This window comes from Listeria ivanovii subsp. ivanovii (assembly GCF_900187025.1).
Classification (GTDB): domain Bacteria; phylum Bacillota; class Bacilli; order Lactobacillales; family Listeriaceae; genus Listeria; species Listeria ivanovii.
The window spans coordinates 2,092,550-2,109,289 of record NZ_LT906478.1 but is presented as its reverse complement, the minus strand read 5'-3'; the positions used below and the strand labels follow the sequence as shown (position 1 = coordinate 2,109,289).

Sequence of the window (16,740 nt, the reverse complement as noted above, 5' to 3'; positions counted from 1 at the left end):
TTTTAGATAATGGGATATGAAGCGAGTTGGTAAATGGTGCGAGGCCAGCTATCCTCTAAAGAATAGAAATCACTCTTTAGTTCTAACCCGAAAGAGCAATCGCTTGAGTAAGTGTTAGCGCAAGCCAGCGTTATGGCATAAATGAAGTGGACAGGCAGACTAAATGCATGTCAACAAGGGTGGTACCGCGAATCTCGTCCCTTTTTGGGAGAGATTTTTTTGCGTTTAAAAATAACGATTTGAAGGAGAAGAGAACATGGAATATAAAGATACTTTACTAATGCCAAAAACAGACTTTCCAATGCGTGGCAATTTGCCAAATAAAGAGCCTGAGTGGCAAGCAAAATGGGAAGAAGAAAAATTATATGAAAAAATCCAAGAAAAAAATGCAGGTCGTCCAAGCTACATCTTGCATGACGGACCTCCATATGCTAATGGAGAGCTTCATATGGGGCACGCATTAAATAAAACAATTAAAGATATCATTGTTCGTTATAAATCGATGGCCGGCTTCCGTTCACCGTATGTACCTGGTTGGGATACACATGGTCTTCCAATTGAAACAGCCATTGCCAAAAAAGGGGTGAAACGTAAAGAAATGTCTGTTGCTGAATTCCGTAAGCTTTGTGCGGAATATGCGATGACTCAAGTAGATGGTCAACGGACTGGTTTTAAACGCCTAGGAATCAGTGGTGATTGGGAAAATCCATATATCACGATGTTACCAGAATATGAAGCAGAACAAATTAAAGTTTTTGGCGAAATGGCAAAAAAAGGCTACATTTATAAAGGGAAAAAACCAGTTTATTGGTCTCCATCCAGTGAGTCCGCTCTTGCGGAAGCTGAAATCGAATATCAAGATAAAAAATCAGCATCGATTTTCGTTGCTTTTAAAGTAACAGATGGTAAAGGTGTATTAGAACCAGGTACAAACATTGTTATCTGGACTACAACACCGTGGACCATTCCTGCGAATATGGGAATCACAGTTAACCCAGATTTGGATTATGTGGTGCTTGAATCTGCTGGAGAAAAGTATGTTGTAGCAGAGGCACTTCTACCTAGCTTGCGTGAAAAACTTGGCTTTGAAGATGCCGTCGTTCTTAAAACTGTTCGTGGTTCTGAACTTGACCGCGTCGTTACGAAGCATCCATTTTATGACCGTGATTCCTTAGTAATGAACGGCGAACATGCCACAGCAGAAGCAGGAACTGGAGCTGTGCATACAGCTCCTGGACACGGGGAAGATGACTTTTTAATCGGTAAAAAATATAATTTAGAAGTATTAGCTCCACTGGATGATCGCGGTGTATTTACAGACGAAGCACCGGGGTTTGAAGGGGTATTTTATGATACTGCTAATAAAATGGTTACAGAAAAACTAGAAGAAGTAGGCGCATTACTTAAAATGGAGTTCATTACTCACTCTTATCCACATGATTGGCGGACGAAAAAACCAGTGATTTTCCGTGCAACCGCACAATGGTTTGCCTCCATTGATGCTTTCCGGGACGATTTATTAGAAGCGGTGAAAAGTGTTAACTGGACACCCGCATGGGGAGAAACACGTTTATTCAATATGGTTCGTGACCGCGGCGATTGGGTAATTTCTCGCCAACGTGCATGGGGTGTGCCACTTCCGATTTTCTACGCAGAAAATGGAGAAGCAATTATCACAGATGAAACAATCAGCCATATTTCAGAACTTTTCCGCGAGCATGGTTCCAATGTTTGGTTTGAACGTGATGTGAAAGACTTGTTACCAGCTGGATTTACTCATCCTGGTAGCCCAAATGGTGAATTTACAAAAGAAACGGATATCATGGATGTTTGGTTTGATTCGGGTTCTAGCCATCAAGCAGTTCTGAATGCTCGTCCAGAATTAAGTCGTCCAGCCGATTTATACATGGAAGGTTCTGACCAATATCGCGGCTGGTTCAATTCATCTTTAACTACTGCAGTTGCTGTAACTGGTGAATCGCCATACCGTAATGTGCTTAGCCACGGTTTCGCGCTTGACGGAGAAGGTCGCAAAATGAGTAAATCACTTGGAAATACGATTCTTCCAGGCAAAGTAATCAAACAACTTGGTGCGGATATTGTTCGTCTATGGGTTGCTTCTGTAGATTATCAAGCCGATGTTCGTGTCAGTGATGAAATCTTAAAACAAGTTTCTGAAGTATACCGTAAAATCCGTAATACAATGCGTTTCTTGCTTGGAAATATTAATGATTTTGAACCAACGACCAACAGTGTTTCGTATGAAAATTTACGTGAAGTAGATAAATACATGCTTATCAAGCTAAATGACCTCGTTAAAAATGTCAAAGATAGTTATGAAGCATTTGAATTTTCGACTATTTATCATCAAATTAATAATTTCTGTACAGTAGAGTTAAGTCAATTTTATATGGATTTTGCAAAAGATGTCGTTTATATTGAAGCGGCAGATAGTCCTGATCGCCGTGCTATGCAAACCGTCTTTTATGAATCGGTTGTTACGTTGACCAAATTACTTGCACCAATTTTACCGCATACGACAGAAGAAGTATGGAATAGCTTAAATTCTGAAGGTGCAGAAAGTATTCATTTACAAGATTTACCAGAAGTGAAGGTTTTAGCTGGTAGTGAAGAAGTTACGGTGAAATGGGACGCGTTTATGCAAATCCGTGATCATGTTCAAAAAGCATTAGAATTTGCACGCAATGAGAAACTAATCGGTAAATCAATGCTTGCAAAAGTAACTTTATATGTCGACGGGGAAGCGAAAACACTATTTGATTCACTTGAAGGCGATTTTGCACAACTATTTATTGTGTCTGATTTTGAATTAGTAGAAGGATTAGAAAATGCTCCTGAATCCGCACTGAAAGCAAATCAAGTAGCAGTTCAAATAACTGTTGCTGAAGGGGAAACTTGTGAACGTTGTCGGGTAGTGAAAAAAGATGTTGGTGCAGATCCAAATCATCCAACTTTATGTGGACGTTGTGCTGATATTGTTGTAAAAAACTACGAAGCTTAAAACGTGTGCTTGGGGAAAATCCTAATAAAAGGTTCCCCAAGCATTTTTATTTTAAATTGTGGTATTATAGACGTAATTCTAAACAAAGGAGTGGCTCGGAGGAATGGCAACAATTCACTATACAAAAGTACATGGTTCGCAAAATAGCTTTTTCTTAGTAGATGAAGAAGAAAATAATATCAGTGGCTGGTCTGATGCTCATCGTGCTGATTTTGCGATAAAACTATGTAATAAAGCACATGCTCTTGGCGGTGCGGATGGAATCTTGTTTGTTACTAAAAGCAGTAAAGCAGGAACTATTGGTCAAATGAAAGTAGTTAATTCAGATGGCTCACTTGCTTCGATGTGTGGTAATGGTTTAAGAACAGTTGCTCGTTACCTACTCGAAAAACATCGCTTAACCGAAGCAAAAGTGGAAACGATGAAAGCTGTTTTAGATGTTAAAAAAGCTGATTCGCTTGGATTTGAGATTCCAACTTATCAAGTCGAAATTTCTCCTGTCAAATTTACACCAGAAAGCTTGCCGATGAATTTACCAGTAGAGAAATTAATTAATCAAATTGTCCCAGAATTAGATGCAGAACTGGCCTTTTCAGCTGTTTCTGTCCCAAACCCACATTTAATTTCTTTTGTGAATCAAGCGGTATTAGATTCCAATAAACAAGAAAAACTAGCTAGCTACTTAAATGGCGAAAATCCTTTTTTTCCAGATGGTGTCAATGTTAGTTTTGTAAAACGATTAAACGACAATGCCATATACGTACGCACCTATGAACGTGGTGTTGGCTTTACTAATGCTTGTGGAACAGCGATGTCTGCTAGTAGTTTAATAAAAAAAATGCTGGATAATGATACACTTGAAACGCCGCTTAATGTTTATAATGATGGCGGTATAGTGCAAGTCACCGCGAAAGAAGACGGAAGTGGAGAGATTTCTCTACAATTAATTGGTAATGCCACTTTTGTAAGTGTTGGAACAGTTAGCTATAACGGGGATGTAGTTGAACCACTAACAAGTGAAAATACTGCCGAACAAGCAAGCTACGTGCAACTTGCAGAAGAAGTAAAACAGTTTTTAAAAACAACAGATTGAAAAGGAGTTAACCATGAACACAAATCGAAAAAAAGCAACACCGTTATTCGTTATCGGCGGAGTTTGTCTTATTTTATTTATTACTATTGCCTCAGCTATTGCTACGGAAAGTAACTGGGTAGCGCGTTTTGATTTAAACTGGATTGAAAAAATTCGTGGTGGGATTCAACCAGATAAAACATCCATCGTCAAATTAGTTACAAACCTTGGAAGTGCGGAAACAACCATTATTTTAACGGTTGTTGTCGTTTTGATTCTATTTTTCTTACGTAAATTTGTGGTTGGTCTTTGGTTTGGAGGAACGATGCTTGTTTGTGGTGTGGTACTAAACTTAGCATTAAAAACGTTGGTTGGTAGAAATCGCCCAGATAGCGTTAATTGGTTAATTAATGAATCAGGTTTTAGTTTCCCAAGTGGACATGCGACAGCAACGGCTGTATTTTATGGACTCGCTGGTATGTTTTTAATTCTCACAGTTCCTAAAATTTGGCAAAAGATTGTCATTGGACTTATTACGTATGGATTTATTTTGTTTGTGATGTATACACGTGTTTACCTTGGAGTACATTTTCCAACCGACGTCCTTGGGGGATTCTTCCTTGGAACAGCGTCCGTTTGTATTTCACTAGGTGTCTACTTTATTGCCCGTAAACCACTACATAACTTACTTGTAAAATGGCGCATTAAAGATAGAAGTATTATCGAATAATAAGAAAACCCTGTTATGAGTGAATTCACTTGTAGTGGGGTTTTTTAGTTAGTAAACTGAATAATCTATTTTGTAACCGTGCAGCTTTTTCACTTGATTTATTTGGCGGATGGCGTTAATATATAAGTGTTGAAGCAAGCGGGTTTATGTATTATCAAGAGTATTGATTTGTGTCAGTACTTTTGATAATATGTGAATTTTGTAATTGAAAAAGAAGTTAGCTAGTTGTTAACACGTTTTTCGTTAGTAAAAGAAACATATTAAGAAAATTTTTGGAGGTTTGTGAAATATGCAAACAGGTACAGTAAAATGGTTTAACAGTGAAAAAGGCTTCGGCTTCATCGAAGTAGAAGGCGGAGATGATGTATTCGTACACTTCAGCGCTATTGAAGGTGATGGATTCAAAACTTTAGACGAAGGTCAAAGCGTTGAATTTGAAATCGTTGAAGGTCAACGTGGCCCACAAGCAGAAAAAGTTACAAAACTTTAATTTGCTTATGTTAAACGAATAAAAACACTCAGCGGACTTCTTAGGGAGAAGTTTTGCTGAGTATTTTTTTATGCTAAATGAATTCGGAATGTTTTAATTTCGAATGGAGTAATTTGGAAAGTAGTACTTACGCCTGCTTCTTCCTCTTCCTCTAGTAAATTACATTCGCTAATCGCCGTTATGGTGTAATCACTTGTTAGCGTTACTTCTCCACGTGTGCCAGCAAATTCATGCAAACGAACGATCAGTCCATTGCCATTTTCAGCTTGCTTGATACTATCTATCACCACATAAGGGTTCGTAATTTGGAAAAGGGAAAATGATACTACTGCACCATTGGAGGTGAAAATAGGGTTATTAAGTTCCCAAGCTGTTTGTACTGTTTTCGCATCAAGGAAATCACCGCTATGTGGATAAAGCGAATAGGTGAAACTTTGGATACCTAAATCAGCTTGTGGATCTGGGTATCCAGCTGCTTTAAGTAAGGTTAGGCGAATGGTAGAATCTTTAATATCATAGCCATATTTCGATTCGTTTAGTAAACTAACGCCATAATTTTTCTCGGATAAATCAGCCCATTGATGACCTACTGTTTCAAATCTGGCATAGTCCCAGCTTGTATTCCAATGAGTAGGTCGCTTCACGTTACCAAACTGAATATCATAACTAGTTTCACTTGCATGAACCGAAACCGGAAAGGCAACTTTCAACAATTGATTTCGATCTTGCCAATCTACTTCTGTTTCAAATCGAATTTCCGGACTATCATGATAAAAATGGATTAACTGCGTGATTTGAGATTTTTCTGAGCGAAGTATTTGTTTCACTGTGAGAAGAAGCAGTCCGTTTTCTACTATTTCAAAAGAACTTAAGTTAGTAATTTCTGTTTGTTTCTCTTGGTAAAACAAGTCAATATCCCAAGCGTCATGCCACATTGGTTTATCTTCAAATAATTGGAAAACATTACCAAGCGCATTTTCCGCTAATACTTGGCGGTTATTTTTTTTGTCAAAAATGGATGTGAACTGTCCTTGCTCATTCCAGGTAACTTGGTAAAAAGGAGTTTCCAACTGTTTCTCTGTATAGTCAAAAGAAGACTTTTCTAAGATAGTCGTTGTTTTCACTGTTGAAATACTTGCTGCACCAAGCGCTGGAAGGTTAGCGTGTTGGATCAACCATTTTCCGGTTGTTAATTTTTGTGTTGGGAGTGGTACATTTGTCTCATCATAAAAAGCGAATGATTCTTCGGTGTTCTCTAGTGCAACTTCGATGTAACGTGGACGCGACCAAGTAGAACTATTCCAGAGTGTTATTTTTTCGCTTTCAGGAGTTGTTAAATTCCTTAGCTGTTCGGTAATAAGAGCAGTATTTCCAGTCATTGCTTCTGTATATTCGATTAAAGCATCATCATAAACTTCTTTGATGGAAGAGCCGGGAATAATATCATGGAACTGATTTCGTAATAAAATTTGCCAAATGCCAGCTAATTTCCCCCTTGGATAGGGTGCGCCTTGTTTTAAATATGCTAACACGGATAGCCATTCACTATCTCTCAGACCAAGCTCAAGTTTGCGATTCATTTTTTTAGTAAAAGCTTGACTTGTATAAGTCCCTCGGTGATATTCAAAGTAAAGTTCACCGTTCCAAGTATGAACGTACTGATCGGTTTTTTCGATAGTTTCATGTAAGTCATGGAAGTAATCTGTCGCACTTTTTGGCTGCACTTCTGGAATTCCCGGCATTTTATCATAGCGACGGCGCATCTCAAGCATTTCCCGATTCACTCCGCCTCCACCGTCTCCGTAACCATAAGCTAGTAAAAGTTCCTGATTGATGTCTTTATCTTGATATTTTGTCCAAAGTCCAGCGAGCTCACGTGCAGTCATTTTGCCATTATAAGTGGAAATGTGGCTGTTTTTTTCAGGTGCCGTAATAAAATGAGTTAATATTTCTGTTCCGTCAATCCCGCGCCACTGAAAGGTATCATGCGGCATCTGGTTATATTGATTCCAACTGATTTTAGTTGTCATAAATGTTTTAATCCCAGATTTACGAAGAATTTGTGGTAAAGCCCAACTGTAGCCAAATACATCTGGTAACCATAAAAAACTGGACGGTTTTCCAAATTCTTCTCGTAAAAATTTTTGACCGTAAAGCATTTGGCGTACTAAAGATTCCCCGCTCGGAATATTACAATCGGCTTCAAGCCACATGCCGCCATCCGCTTCCCAAGTGCCATCTTTAATTTTTGCTTTCATTTTTTCGTAAATTTCTGGATAATCTTCTTTTATATAAGCATAGAGTTGTGGTTGCGATTGTAAAAATAAATATTCCGGGTAGTCTTCCATTAAATGAAGTACTGTTGAAAAGGAACGTGCTGCTTTCTCACGGGTATGTTTTAAACGCCAAAGCCAAGCGACATCAATATGTGTATGTCCAATGGCAGCTACTTTGACAGGGAAGTTTTTCGGCAGGTCTGTTACTGCGCTTTGGAGGATTTGATTGGCGGTTTCCATCGATGCGATATTTTTCTTTGAGCCAGATACAGACCAGTCAATTGCTAAATAAGCACGATTAACAGCCTGAAGAAGACTGGCATAACTTGGATTTCTTTCTTCCAGTTCGTCCAATGTTTTGAGCGCTGCTTTACTAGTGAAATATAAATCATCTATGGCTAAATTTAAATAGCCAATAAATGCTTCTTTCAACTGGTGGGTTTGAACTGTTTGAGCGCCGCCTCCTTCAAGGCCAGACCATAAACGAAAAGTAAGCTCCGTCGTTGTTCCGGCAAAACTATCTGGAAAAAGGACTTCGCGGTGATTTTGGTCGACACCTTGGAACGGCTTCCCGTCCACGAATAATAACGATTCAAAACCAGAATTATGACCATCACCTGTATTCCCAAAATCAAAGTAACCGATTAAGCGTGTATTCTCTTTTACTTCAGGGAAAGTTACGGCTGTTTTTAACCATAAATAACGATCTCGCCCAGTCCATTTGGCACCTATTTCAAGCTCGCTGTCATAAATCACATTTTCTGGCCTTGCGGAAATTTCCCCGGCGATATCTTCGGCAGTTTGAAAAATCGTCATCGGGCATTTTTTTTCATAACGATAGAGTGCAATTTCATCCAATCTACGCAATAATTTCTCTTTTGTAAAAAACACCAGTCTACTCATATCCTCTCTTTTTCAAAATGGATTTATTTCTCTAGAATGGTTTCAATATATCATAGCGGGAAAAGAAGTCAATTTAGCTTTTGAAGGGATCGCACCGGCTTATTTCTGCCTATCTCTAGAGCGAAGGGAATTACGCTTTTCAGAAATGGACAAATCAAGGGAAAATGGATTATTCATAGTAGTTTTTCTGTGAGCATTGCAATTCGCTTTATCCCTTACTATACTTAGCTTGAAAGCGAATACAAAAAGAATGTTTGGAGGGGCAAAATGACTAGAAAGAAAGCGCATATTATATCTCATTCTCACTGGGATAGAGAATGGTTTTTACCACTAGAAAGTTTAAGATTTAAGCTCGTAACCTTGATGGACGAGGTAGAAACGTTACTCGATATGGAAGCGGGCTTTAATCATTTTCATATGGATGGACAAATGATTATGCTAGAGGATTACTTAGCCGTAAAGCCAGCGAAACGTGAAAAAATGAAGCAGCTTGTGGCCGATGGGAAATTAAGAATTGGACCATGGTACATGTTACAAGATGCTTTTTTAACGAGCGGAGAAGCCAATATTCGAAACTTGCAATATGGCTTAGAAATGGCAGAAGAATTTGGTCATGTTGAAAAAATTGGTTATTTTCCAGATACTTTTGGACTTTACGGTCAAGTTCCGCAATTAATGAGCCAAGCAGGATTTGATACAGTTGTTTTTGGGCGTGGGGTTAATCCAACTGGTTTTAATAATCAAGTTTTAGGTAGTGCATTTGCCTCTAAATATTCCGAAATGTTCTGGGAAAGTCCAGATGGTTCCAAGGTTTTAGGGATTTTACTTGCGAATTGGTATTCCAATGGTAATGAAATCCCGGTAGAAAAAGAAGCAGCAAAAATTTTCTGGGACAAAAAATTAGCGGATGTGGAACGATTTGCTTCCACGGACGAATGGTTATTTATGAATGGGTGCGACCACCAACCAGTGCAAACAGATTTAGCAGAAGCAATCAAGGTCGCTAAAGAACTTTATCCAGAAATCGACTTTATCCATAGTCATCTTGAGCGCTATCAAGAAGCAGTAAAAAAGAATCTCGAACCAGAAAAATTACAAACCGTTTATGGCGAGTTAACGAGCCAACAATCGGATGGTTGGTCAACGCTTGCAAACACCGCTTCTTCTCGAATTTATTTAAAACAAGCAAATGAAAAAATGGAACGTTTATTAGAAAGACTTGCGGAACCAATGTCGGTGATGGCGAGTGAAGCAGGTCTCACATATCCACATGAATATCTTGCATTTGCATGGAAATTATTAATGGAAAATCAAATCCATGACAGCATCACAGCTTGTAGTTTGGATGAGGTTCACCGTGAGATGGAAACCCGTTTTGAAAAAGTGGAGCAAGTGATCATGTCGCTCATTACGAATGCTGCACGTAAGCTAACGGAGCAGATAACTACTTCGAAAGATGGAATCCCAATAACCATTTTTTATGCAGGCGGGGTTGAAGCAACTAAAACTATCGAAATAGAACTAGAAACAGATGAAATTCATTTTTCAGAAATGCATTTTGAGCAAATACCGGATGAATTAGCAAAACTTCCGGCTCAAAGTTTCTGGCTTGAAACAAGTGAAGGCATAGAGGTTCCAGTAGTGGTGGAGGCGCTTGGAATTCATTTTAATTATGACTTACCTGAACGGAAATTCCGTGATTCCTATTTTGCAAGAAGATATAAGTTAACTTTTACGGTGGGGCATTTACCAGCAGTTGGTTATGAAACACTTTATGCGCATGCTATTACTGAGGTGGAAACGAGAGCGGAAATGAGTTCAGAGCATATACTAGAAAATAACTTTTTGAAAGTAGAAGTAGCTGCTAATGGAACCTATTCTTTATTAGATAAACATAGTGGCGTAGAGGCATTGGCGCTTGGTGCATACGAGGATGTTGGCGATATTGGTAACGAATATATGTTTAAAGAAGCAGGCGATAAGTTACGCATAAACACCCTTCAATCGAAGCCAACAATTAGCATATTACGTGAAGATAAATTGGGTAAAACGATTGAAATTGTCCACGAAATCGAAATCCCAGAGAGTGCCAGTGCTGCATTTGCTGATGAAAAAAGACGCTTAGTTTGGCATCCGGAACGGCAAAGTTCACGCTCTGAAAACCAGCTAGTATTGAAAGTTATAACCGAACTTACGCTAAATAAACAGGATAAACAACTAGCTGTTCGGGTCAAAATCGATAATAAAGCGGATGATCACCGTTTCCGGGCCTTATTCCCGACAGGCGGAACTAGCGAAACACACCAAGCAGGAAGTGTTTTTGAGGTTACAACCCGCCCAAATAAACAAGTAAAAGAATGGACAAATCCGGCACAAGATAATCGCAGTCAAGCATTTGTCACAAGTGGAAATATAGTAATTGCAAGTCATGGTTTACCAGAGTATGAAGTAAGCCAAACTGGCGACCGAATCGAATTAACTTTATTACGAGCTGTTTCCGAAATTGGTGATTGGGGAGATTTCTCAGCTTACGAAGCAGAATGTCATCGTGAAATTATCGCGGAGTTTTATGTGTTGCTAACAAACGAAACAAACATCGTAAATAGTGGGATTCCTGCCCAAGTGAATGGAATACTTGCTCCCACTTTTGCCATTCAACATAAACCAACAGTGAAAGAAAAAATTCTTCCAGAAAGCCAAAATTTTGCGAAATGGAAGGCAGCAGATGGACTCATTTTCTCTACATTCAAACTTGCGAAAGATAATAAACGAATCATCCGTTTTTATCAAACTAGAAACGAACCAACCATTCTTCAAACCATCCATACTTGGGGGAAATCAACTATTCTAGAAAAGACTAGTGAAGGACAAGAAACAACTTTCACGATCCAACCAAATGAGATTATCACATTAAAAGGAGTGTAACGAATGACAAAAAAATTTCCAGCGAGTTTTAACAAATGGATTGATAAAGTAAAAATAACTTTTCCAGAAAATGAAAAGTTACACCGGATGTTTGAAAAATGCTTTACTAACACGTATACAACCACATTGCAAGAAACAGAAGAAGGACTCCCCTTTGTCATTACTGGTGATATTCCAGCAATGTGGTTACGCGATTCAACTAGCCAGATTAGACCTTATCTGATTGTGGCGGAAGAAGATGAGGAAATGGCCACTTTAATTGAAAATCTCGTCAAATTACAAACGAAATGTATTCTTCATGATCCGTATGCCAATGCATTCAATAAAAGTGCAAATGGTGCGGGCTTTCAAAATGATAAAACCGCAATGACAAGCTTAGTATGGGAACGTAAATATGAAATTGATTCACTTTGTTACCCGGTTCAGTTGGCATATCTTCTTTGGAAAAGCACGGATCATACCGGCCATTTCACAGAAGAATTCAGACAAGCGTTACACCAAATTATCCAAGTCTTTAAAATAGAACAAAATCATCCAGAACAAAGCCGATACCGTTTTGAGCGGGAAAATGTTCGGCAGTCAGATACGCTTAATAATAATGGTAAAGGTACAGATGTAAGCTATACAGGTATGTCGTGGAGTGGATTTAGACCAAGTGATGATGCTTGCCTTTATGGTTACCTTGTTCCAAGCAATATGTTTTTAGTGGTAGTGATGGACTATATTCAAGAAATAGCGGCGCAGTTTTATCCGGAAGACAACCAACTTTTAGAAACCAGTTTACAACTGAAAAAGGAGGTTGCTACAGGAATCGATCAGTTTGCCAAAGAATCGCATCCTTATTATGGTGATGTCTACGCATATGAAGTAGATGGAACTGGTCGTAAGCTCTTTATAGATGATGCGAATGTCCCAAGTTTATTAGCCGCACCGTATCTTGGTTTTTGTTCTAAAGAAGATGCTATTTACCAAGCGACTAGAAACTTAATTCTTAGCCGAGATAATCCTTATTATGTAGAAGGAACCGTATTAAAAGGAATCGGAAGTCCGCACACCCCCGATCATTATATTTGGCCGATTGCTCTGAACATTCAAGGGTTAACTGCTAAAACAGCGGATGAGAAGCTAGCAATATTGGAAATGTTAATTGCAAGCGATGGTGACACCGATTATATGCATGAAGGGGTTAATGCGTCGAATCCAGCTGAATTTACTCGTGATTGGTTCGCCTGGTCAAACGCAATGTTTAGTGAATTTGTCTTAAGTTTGTGCAATATTTATGTCAAAGGAAGCCCATTAAGCAAATAAAAAAGAACAAGTCTGAGCGGTAAACTCAGGCTTTCTCTTACTATCGAAGGAGTAAACAAATGAAACTTATTGATAAATTTTCCGTTATTAGTGATTGGATTATCCGACTTGTTTGGACTAATTTGGTATGGCTTTTTCTCGTGTTAATAGGTGGGTTAGTGTTTGGTTTTATGCCAGCGACTGTGGCACTTTTTACGATTACTAGAAAATGGGCAAGAGGAGAATTAGATGTTTCCGTTTGGAAATTAGCATGGACGACGTATAAAAAAGCTTTTATTCCAGCTAATTTGGCTGGAGGAATTTTTGCTACTATTGGTCTGTTTCTATATGTTGATTTACGAATTGTTTTTGAATTAATGCAAGGTTTTTGGTCAACGATATTATATTTCTTTTTAATGTTTTTATTATTTATAGTTGGAATTGCTTTATTGCAATATTTTACTGTGTTTGTCCACTTCAAAATGAAAAATGTTCGAGCATATGTCGCGCAATCGTTCCTATTAGCATTCACTAGCCTAAAAAACACTTTTATGATTGTGGTTGGCCTTGTTTTTTGTGCATGGTTAATTTCCAAAATGCCAGCTTTTATTTTATTTATTTCTGGGGTGTTGCCAAGTTATTGGATTATGAAAATCAACTTGCAACGCTTCAAGCAAATTGAGCCAAAGTAACCCCTTACAATATTGGTAATAGTATGTAATAATCGAAAAAGGAGAGGGGGCGGTAAACAAAATGACGCAAGAATTACCGCGCAAACGAGTTTTTAAAAGAATGCTACTGATTTTTTCCCTAACAAGCCTTTTTACAGTAAGTTTATTGCTTTTTTTCATTTATAAATACTATACCAATATTCAACTAGATGCGAATTTAAAAGCGACGGAAACGATTGCGAATAAGCAGTTAGATACACTCCAAGATAAGCAAAAAGCATTAATCAGTTTGACGCAAGATATTTACCGAAATAGCGATTTAATGCAAGATGTCCAAATTGCCATGACTAATGATTATAGTAGTTACACAGAGCAAAATATCGATAATTATTTCAAAAGTAAAAGTTTTTATTCTGTAGATATGGAAACTTATTTACGGTCTTATTTTTCGTATGATGAAGATATTATTGCGCTTCAACTAGTTTCGGACGATGGTAGCTTTTCATATACTTTTCCAAGTCATTACCGTGAATGGAAAGAAACAGTTGATACTTACGGGGAAGAAAATATTATAAAACAAGCATCCAAAGAAGGAAACTTTTATACCATTGAAAATAAAATTGTCGTTAAACAGCCAATCAATGATCCAAGCACGTTAAAGCAAATGGGCTATTTGTTGCTTTATATTGATTCCGCCGTTTTAAATAAATCGATTACAAAAAACTATAAAAATTCTATCTTTCAAGTAACGAATGATAAAGGAGCAGAGTTATATACAAACCATCCAGTAGAACATCTGAATACTCTTAAAAAACAAGGTTGGCTTGACATAAATAATAAAAAAATGTACTACCAAAATATAGAAAATGAAATAAGCGGTTTAAAAATCAACACTTATTTATATAGTGTAAATGATGGTAATGTTCCGCTTATTGAGATTGCTTTATTTGGAATAGGTCTACTTTTAGTTATTTTCTCGGTTAGTATTAATTTTATTATTAGCAGGCGCTATTCTAAGCGAATTTTGACGATTATCGGTGGAATGAATCGGGTGGAAAAGGGAACGCTTGATGCCAAACTACCAGTGGACAATCAAGGTGATGAATTAACGATGATTAGCGAATGTTTTAATCATATGACTGAAAATTTAGATGCTTACATTAAAAAGGTATATACGCTTGAAATGGAAGAACAAAAAGCAAGAATGAAAGCGCTTCAAGGTCAAGTTCAACCACATTTCCTTTATAATTCACTAGAAGTAATCCGGATGAATGCACGCGTAGAAGGAGCTAAAGCAACCAGTGATATGATTTACCAACTTGCTACATTATTAAGATACACAGCCAACCATCGCGAAATTACAACCCTTGAAGAAGAAATCAACTACGTCAAACAATATGTTCGCTTCATGGAAATGCGCCACGAACAACCAGTTACTTTAGAAATTAATATCGAAAAACGCTTCAATAATACATCAATTCCACGTTTTGCCTTACAACCTTTGATCGAAAACTTTTTTAAATATGCATATAAAGAAAATAGCCAGCCAAAAGTGAAAATTACAGTTACAGCAGAAAATAATAATTTGCTTTTTGAAGTGATAGATAATGGTTCAGGAATGGATGCTGAAAAATTAGCAGAAGTACAAATGACAATTGAAAGCAAAGCGGAAACAAGTCATATCGGGCTGGCAAATTTAAATAAACGGCTGCAATTGCTTTATGGTGAAGCCTATCACTTGAGCATCATGAGTAAGTTGAATGAAGGTACGATTATTTTATTCCAAGTACCAGCGCATACGGGAGGAGAAAAATAATGCTGAAGATTGTACTAGTAGATGATGAGCCTCTTATTGTCAGAGGTCTGGAAAGTATTATTCCAGAGTTTGAGCAAGAAATTGAAGTGGTTGGAACAGCTAAAAATGGTGTAGTTGCTTTAGAAATGTTTAGCGAGCAAGAAGTAGATGTGTTGTTAACCGATATTCAAATGCCAGTAATGAATGGTTTGGAACTAATAGATGAATGGAAAAAAAGGCAACCAACGACGAAAACAATTGTTTTATCTGGTTTTGAAGATTTTCATTATATTAAACGCGGACTTTCTGCTGGTATTGAAAATTATTTATTAAAACCTTTAAACGAACAAGAACTTAAAGAAACACTCATTCAAATAGAGAAGAAACAAGTGACGGACAAAGTAATACCAAGAGAAGAAGCCTACTACATTTTGCGGGATAATACGATTTGGCGCTGGTTACATTTACGAATTAACAAAGAAGAGTGGGAAGAACGGCTAGCGTTATACGATATGACACTCGGTCAAACAAAAGATGCGGTACTTATTCAAATTCAACCAACCAAACAAGTAAACACAGAAAATTGGAAACGACTTTCAGAAGCATACCGGGAAAAATATCCATTTATGCTACTAACACTTGAAAATGAAATCATTATTGGACTAGAAGAAATAACGTCTTTATCGGAGCAAATTTTAGCGATTCAAAGTGATATAAGGAGCCATTTGGAAAATGATGCTTTTTATTTATTTGTTAGTGAAAAAGTGCAGGGTGAAATAATGTATCCGCAGGCTTTCCGTCAACTAACAAGACTACTTCCGGAACGGTTAGTACAAGATAGCGGGAGTTTGATAGCTCTTCAAAAACGAACGAAACATACTTGGCGCCCAAAAAGAAAACAACACCAGCTCGCCAAACTATTCGTGATGAATAATGAAAAAGAAATCAAAGCTTGGATTAGAAATTTTTTCCAAGAGTGGATAGATCATAAAGTAGAAAGTGACCCGCACCAAATGTTGCATATTCTCAATGAATTGTTAGTAATGCTAGCGGAATCTGATCCCAAAGAATTAAATGAATCAATGGAGAAAATCGCTGCAGAAACAAGTATTAAAGGGTTAGAAGAAATAACTTTGGCCTATGCGATAAGTTATTATAATCGCAAAAAACAAACCGACGAAGCCAAAAGCCCGATTATTCAAAATGTCCTTAATTATGTCAGGGAACATTTTGCGGAAGGGATGTCTTTGAAAACACTCGGTAATGACTTTCATATTAACGCGGTGTACTTAGGACAACTTTTTCAAAAAGAAATGGGGGAGCATTTTACGGATTATCTGAACCGTTACCGGGTGAATTATGCGAAAGAAGAATTGCTATTGACGCAAGCGAACTTAACGATAATCGCTAGAAAATCTGGCTATACAGATATGGCTTACTTTTATCGCCAGTTTAAAAAACATACTGGAGAAACACCAAATCGCTACCGGAAAACCCATCAATAAAAACTAATATTTGTCTATAAATCTAAACATCAGCAACTGTTTAAATCCCTCTAAAAACGATAAA

10 protein-coding genes and 1 other annotated feature (1 of these 11 running past the window's edge) are annotated in these 16,740 nt (G+C 37.6%); of the genes, 9 read left to right on the top strand and 1 reads right to left on the bottom strand.

The window, feature by feature from the left end:
* Nucleotides 1-205, top strand: a binding site (T-box leader); it begins 30 nt to the left of the window's first position.
* A gap of 51 nt (nt 206-256) precedes the next feature.
* The 4 genes from ileS (at nt 257) to cspB (ending at nt 5,314) form a co-directional block, all read left to right on the top strand.
* Nucleotides 257-3,022: an isoleucine--tRNA ligase gene (gene ileS / locus CKV67_RS10385; RefSeq protein ID WP_014093356.1), complete on the top strand. Its 2,766-nt coding sequence runs from the start codon at nt 257-259 to the stop codon at nt 3,020-3,022.
* 103 nt (nt 3,023-3,125) lie between these two features.
* Nucleotides 3,126-4,115 carry a diaminopimelate epimerase gene (gene dapF, locus CKV67_RS10380; protein WP_014093355.1) on the top strand — a complete coding sequence of 330 codons (990 nt, stop codon included), beginning with the start codon at nt 3,126-3,128 and terminating at the stop codon, nt 4,113-4,115.
* 13 nt (nt 4,116-4,128) lie between these two features.
* On the top strand, nt 4,129-4,824 hold the full coding sequence (locus CKV67_RS10375; RefSeq protein ID WP_014093354.1) for a phosphatase PAP2 family protein: 696 nt from the start codon (nt 4,129-4,131) through the stop codon (nt 4,822-4,824).
* 289 nt (nt 4,825-5,113) lie between these two features.
* On the top strand, nt 5,114-5,314 hold the full coding sequence (gene cspB, locus CKV67_RS10370) for a cold-shock protein CspB (RefSeq protein ID WP_003720346.1): 201 nt from the start codon (nt 5,114-5,116) through the stop codon (nt 5,312-5,314).
* Nucleotides 5,315-5,382: 68 nt separating this feature from the next.
* Here cspB and CKV67_RS10365 read toward each other — a convergent pair whose 3' ends face one another.
* Nucleotides 5,383-8,481 carry an alpha-mannosidase gene (locus CKV67_RS10365; protein WP_025280023.1) on the bottom strand — a complete coding sequence of 1,033 codons (3,099 nt, stop codon included), beginning with the start codon at nt 8,479-8,481 and terminating at the stop codon, nt 5,383-5,385.
* Nucleotides 8,482-8,760: 279 nt separating this feature from the next.
* Here CKV67_RS10365 and CKV67_RS10360 point away from each other — a divergent pair, with 279 nt between their 5' ends.
* The 5 genes from CKV67_RS10360 to CKV67_RS10340 all read left to right on the top strand — a co-directional run bounded on the left by CKV67_RS10360 (nt 8,761) and on the right by CKV67_RS10340 (nt 16,676).
* On the top strand, nt 8,761-11,418 hold the full coding sequence (locus CKV67_RS10360) for an alpha-mannosidase (RefSeq protein WP_025280022.1): 2,658 nt from the start codon (nt 8,761-8,763) through the stop codon (nt 11,416-11,418).
* A 3-nt stretch (nt 11,419-11,421) separates the two neighbouring features.
* The gene (locus tag CKV67_RS10355) at nt 11,422-12,726 is read left to right on the top strand and encodes a glycoside hydrolase family 125 protein (RefSeq protein ID WP_014093351.1); all 1,305 of its coding nucleotides are present in this window, start codon (nt 11,422-11,424) and stop codon (nt 12,724-12,726) included.
* Nucleotides 12,727-12,785: 59 nt separating this feature from the next.
* A complete protein-coding gene (locus tag CKV67_RS10350; protein ID WP_014093350.1) occupies nt 12,786-13,397 on the top strand; it encodes a YesL family protein in 612 nt (203 codons plus the stop codon).
* A 61-nt stretch (nt 13,398-13,458) separates the two neighbouring features.
* Complete coding sequence (locus CKV67_RS10345; RefSeq protein WP_025280021.1) at nt 13,459-15,192, top strand: sensor histidine kinase; 1,734 nt, start codon at nt 13,459-13,461, stop codon at nt 15,190-15,192.
* Entirely contained in the window at nt 15,192-16,676 is a 1,485-nt protein-coding gene (locus tag CKV67_RS10340; RefSeq protein ID WP_014093348.1) for a response regulator transcription factor, read from the top strand. The genes CKV67_RS10345 and CKV67_RS10340 overlap by 1 nt, the downstream gene beginning before the upstream one ends.
* Nucleotides 16,677-16,740 lie beyond the last annotated feature (64 nt).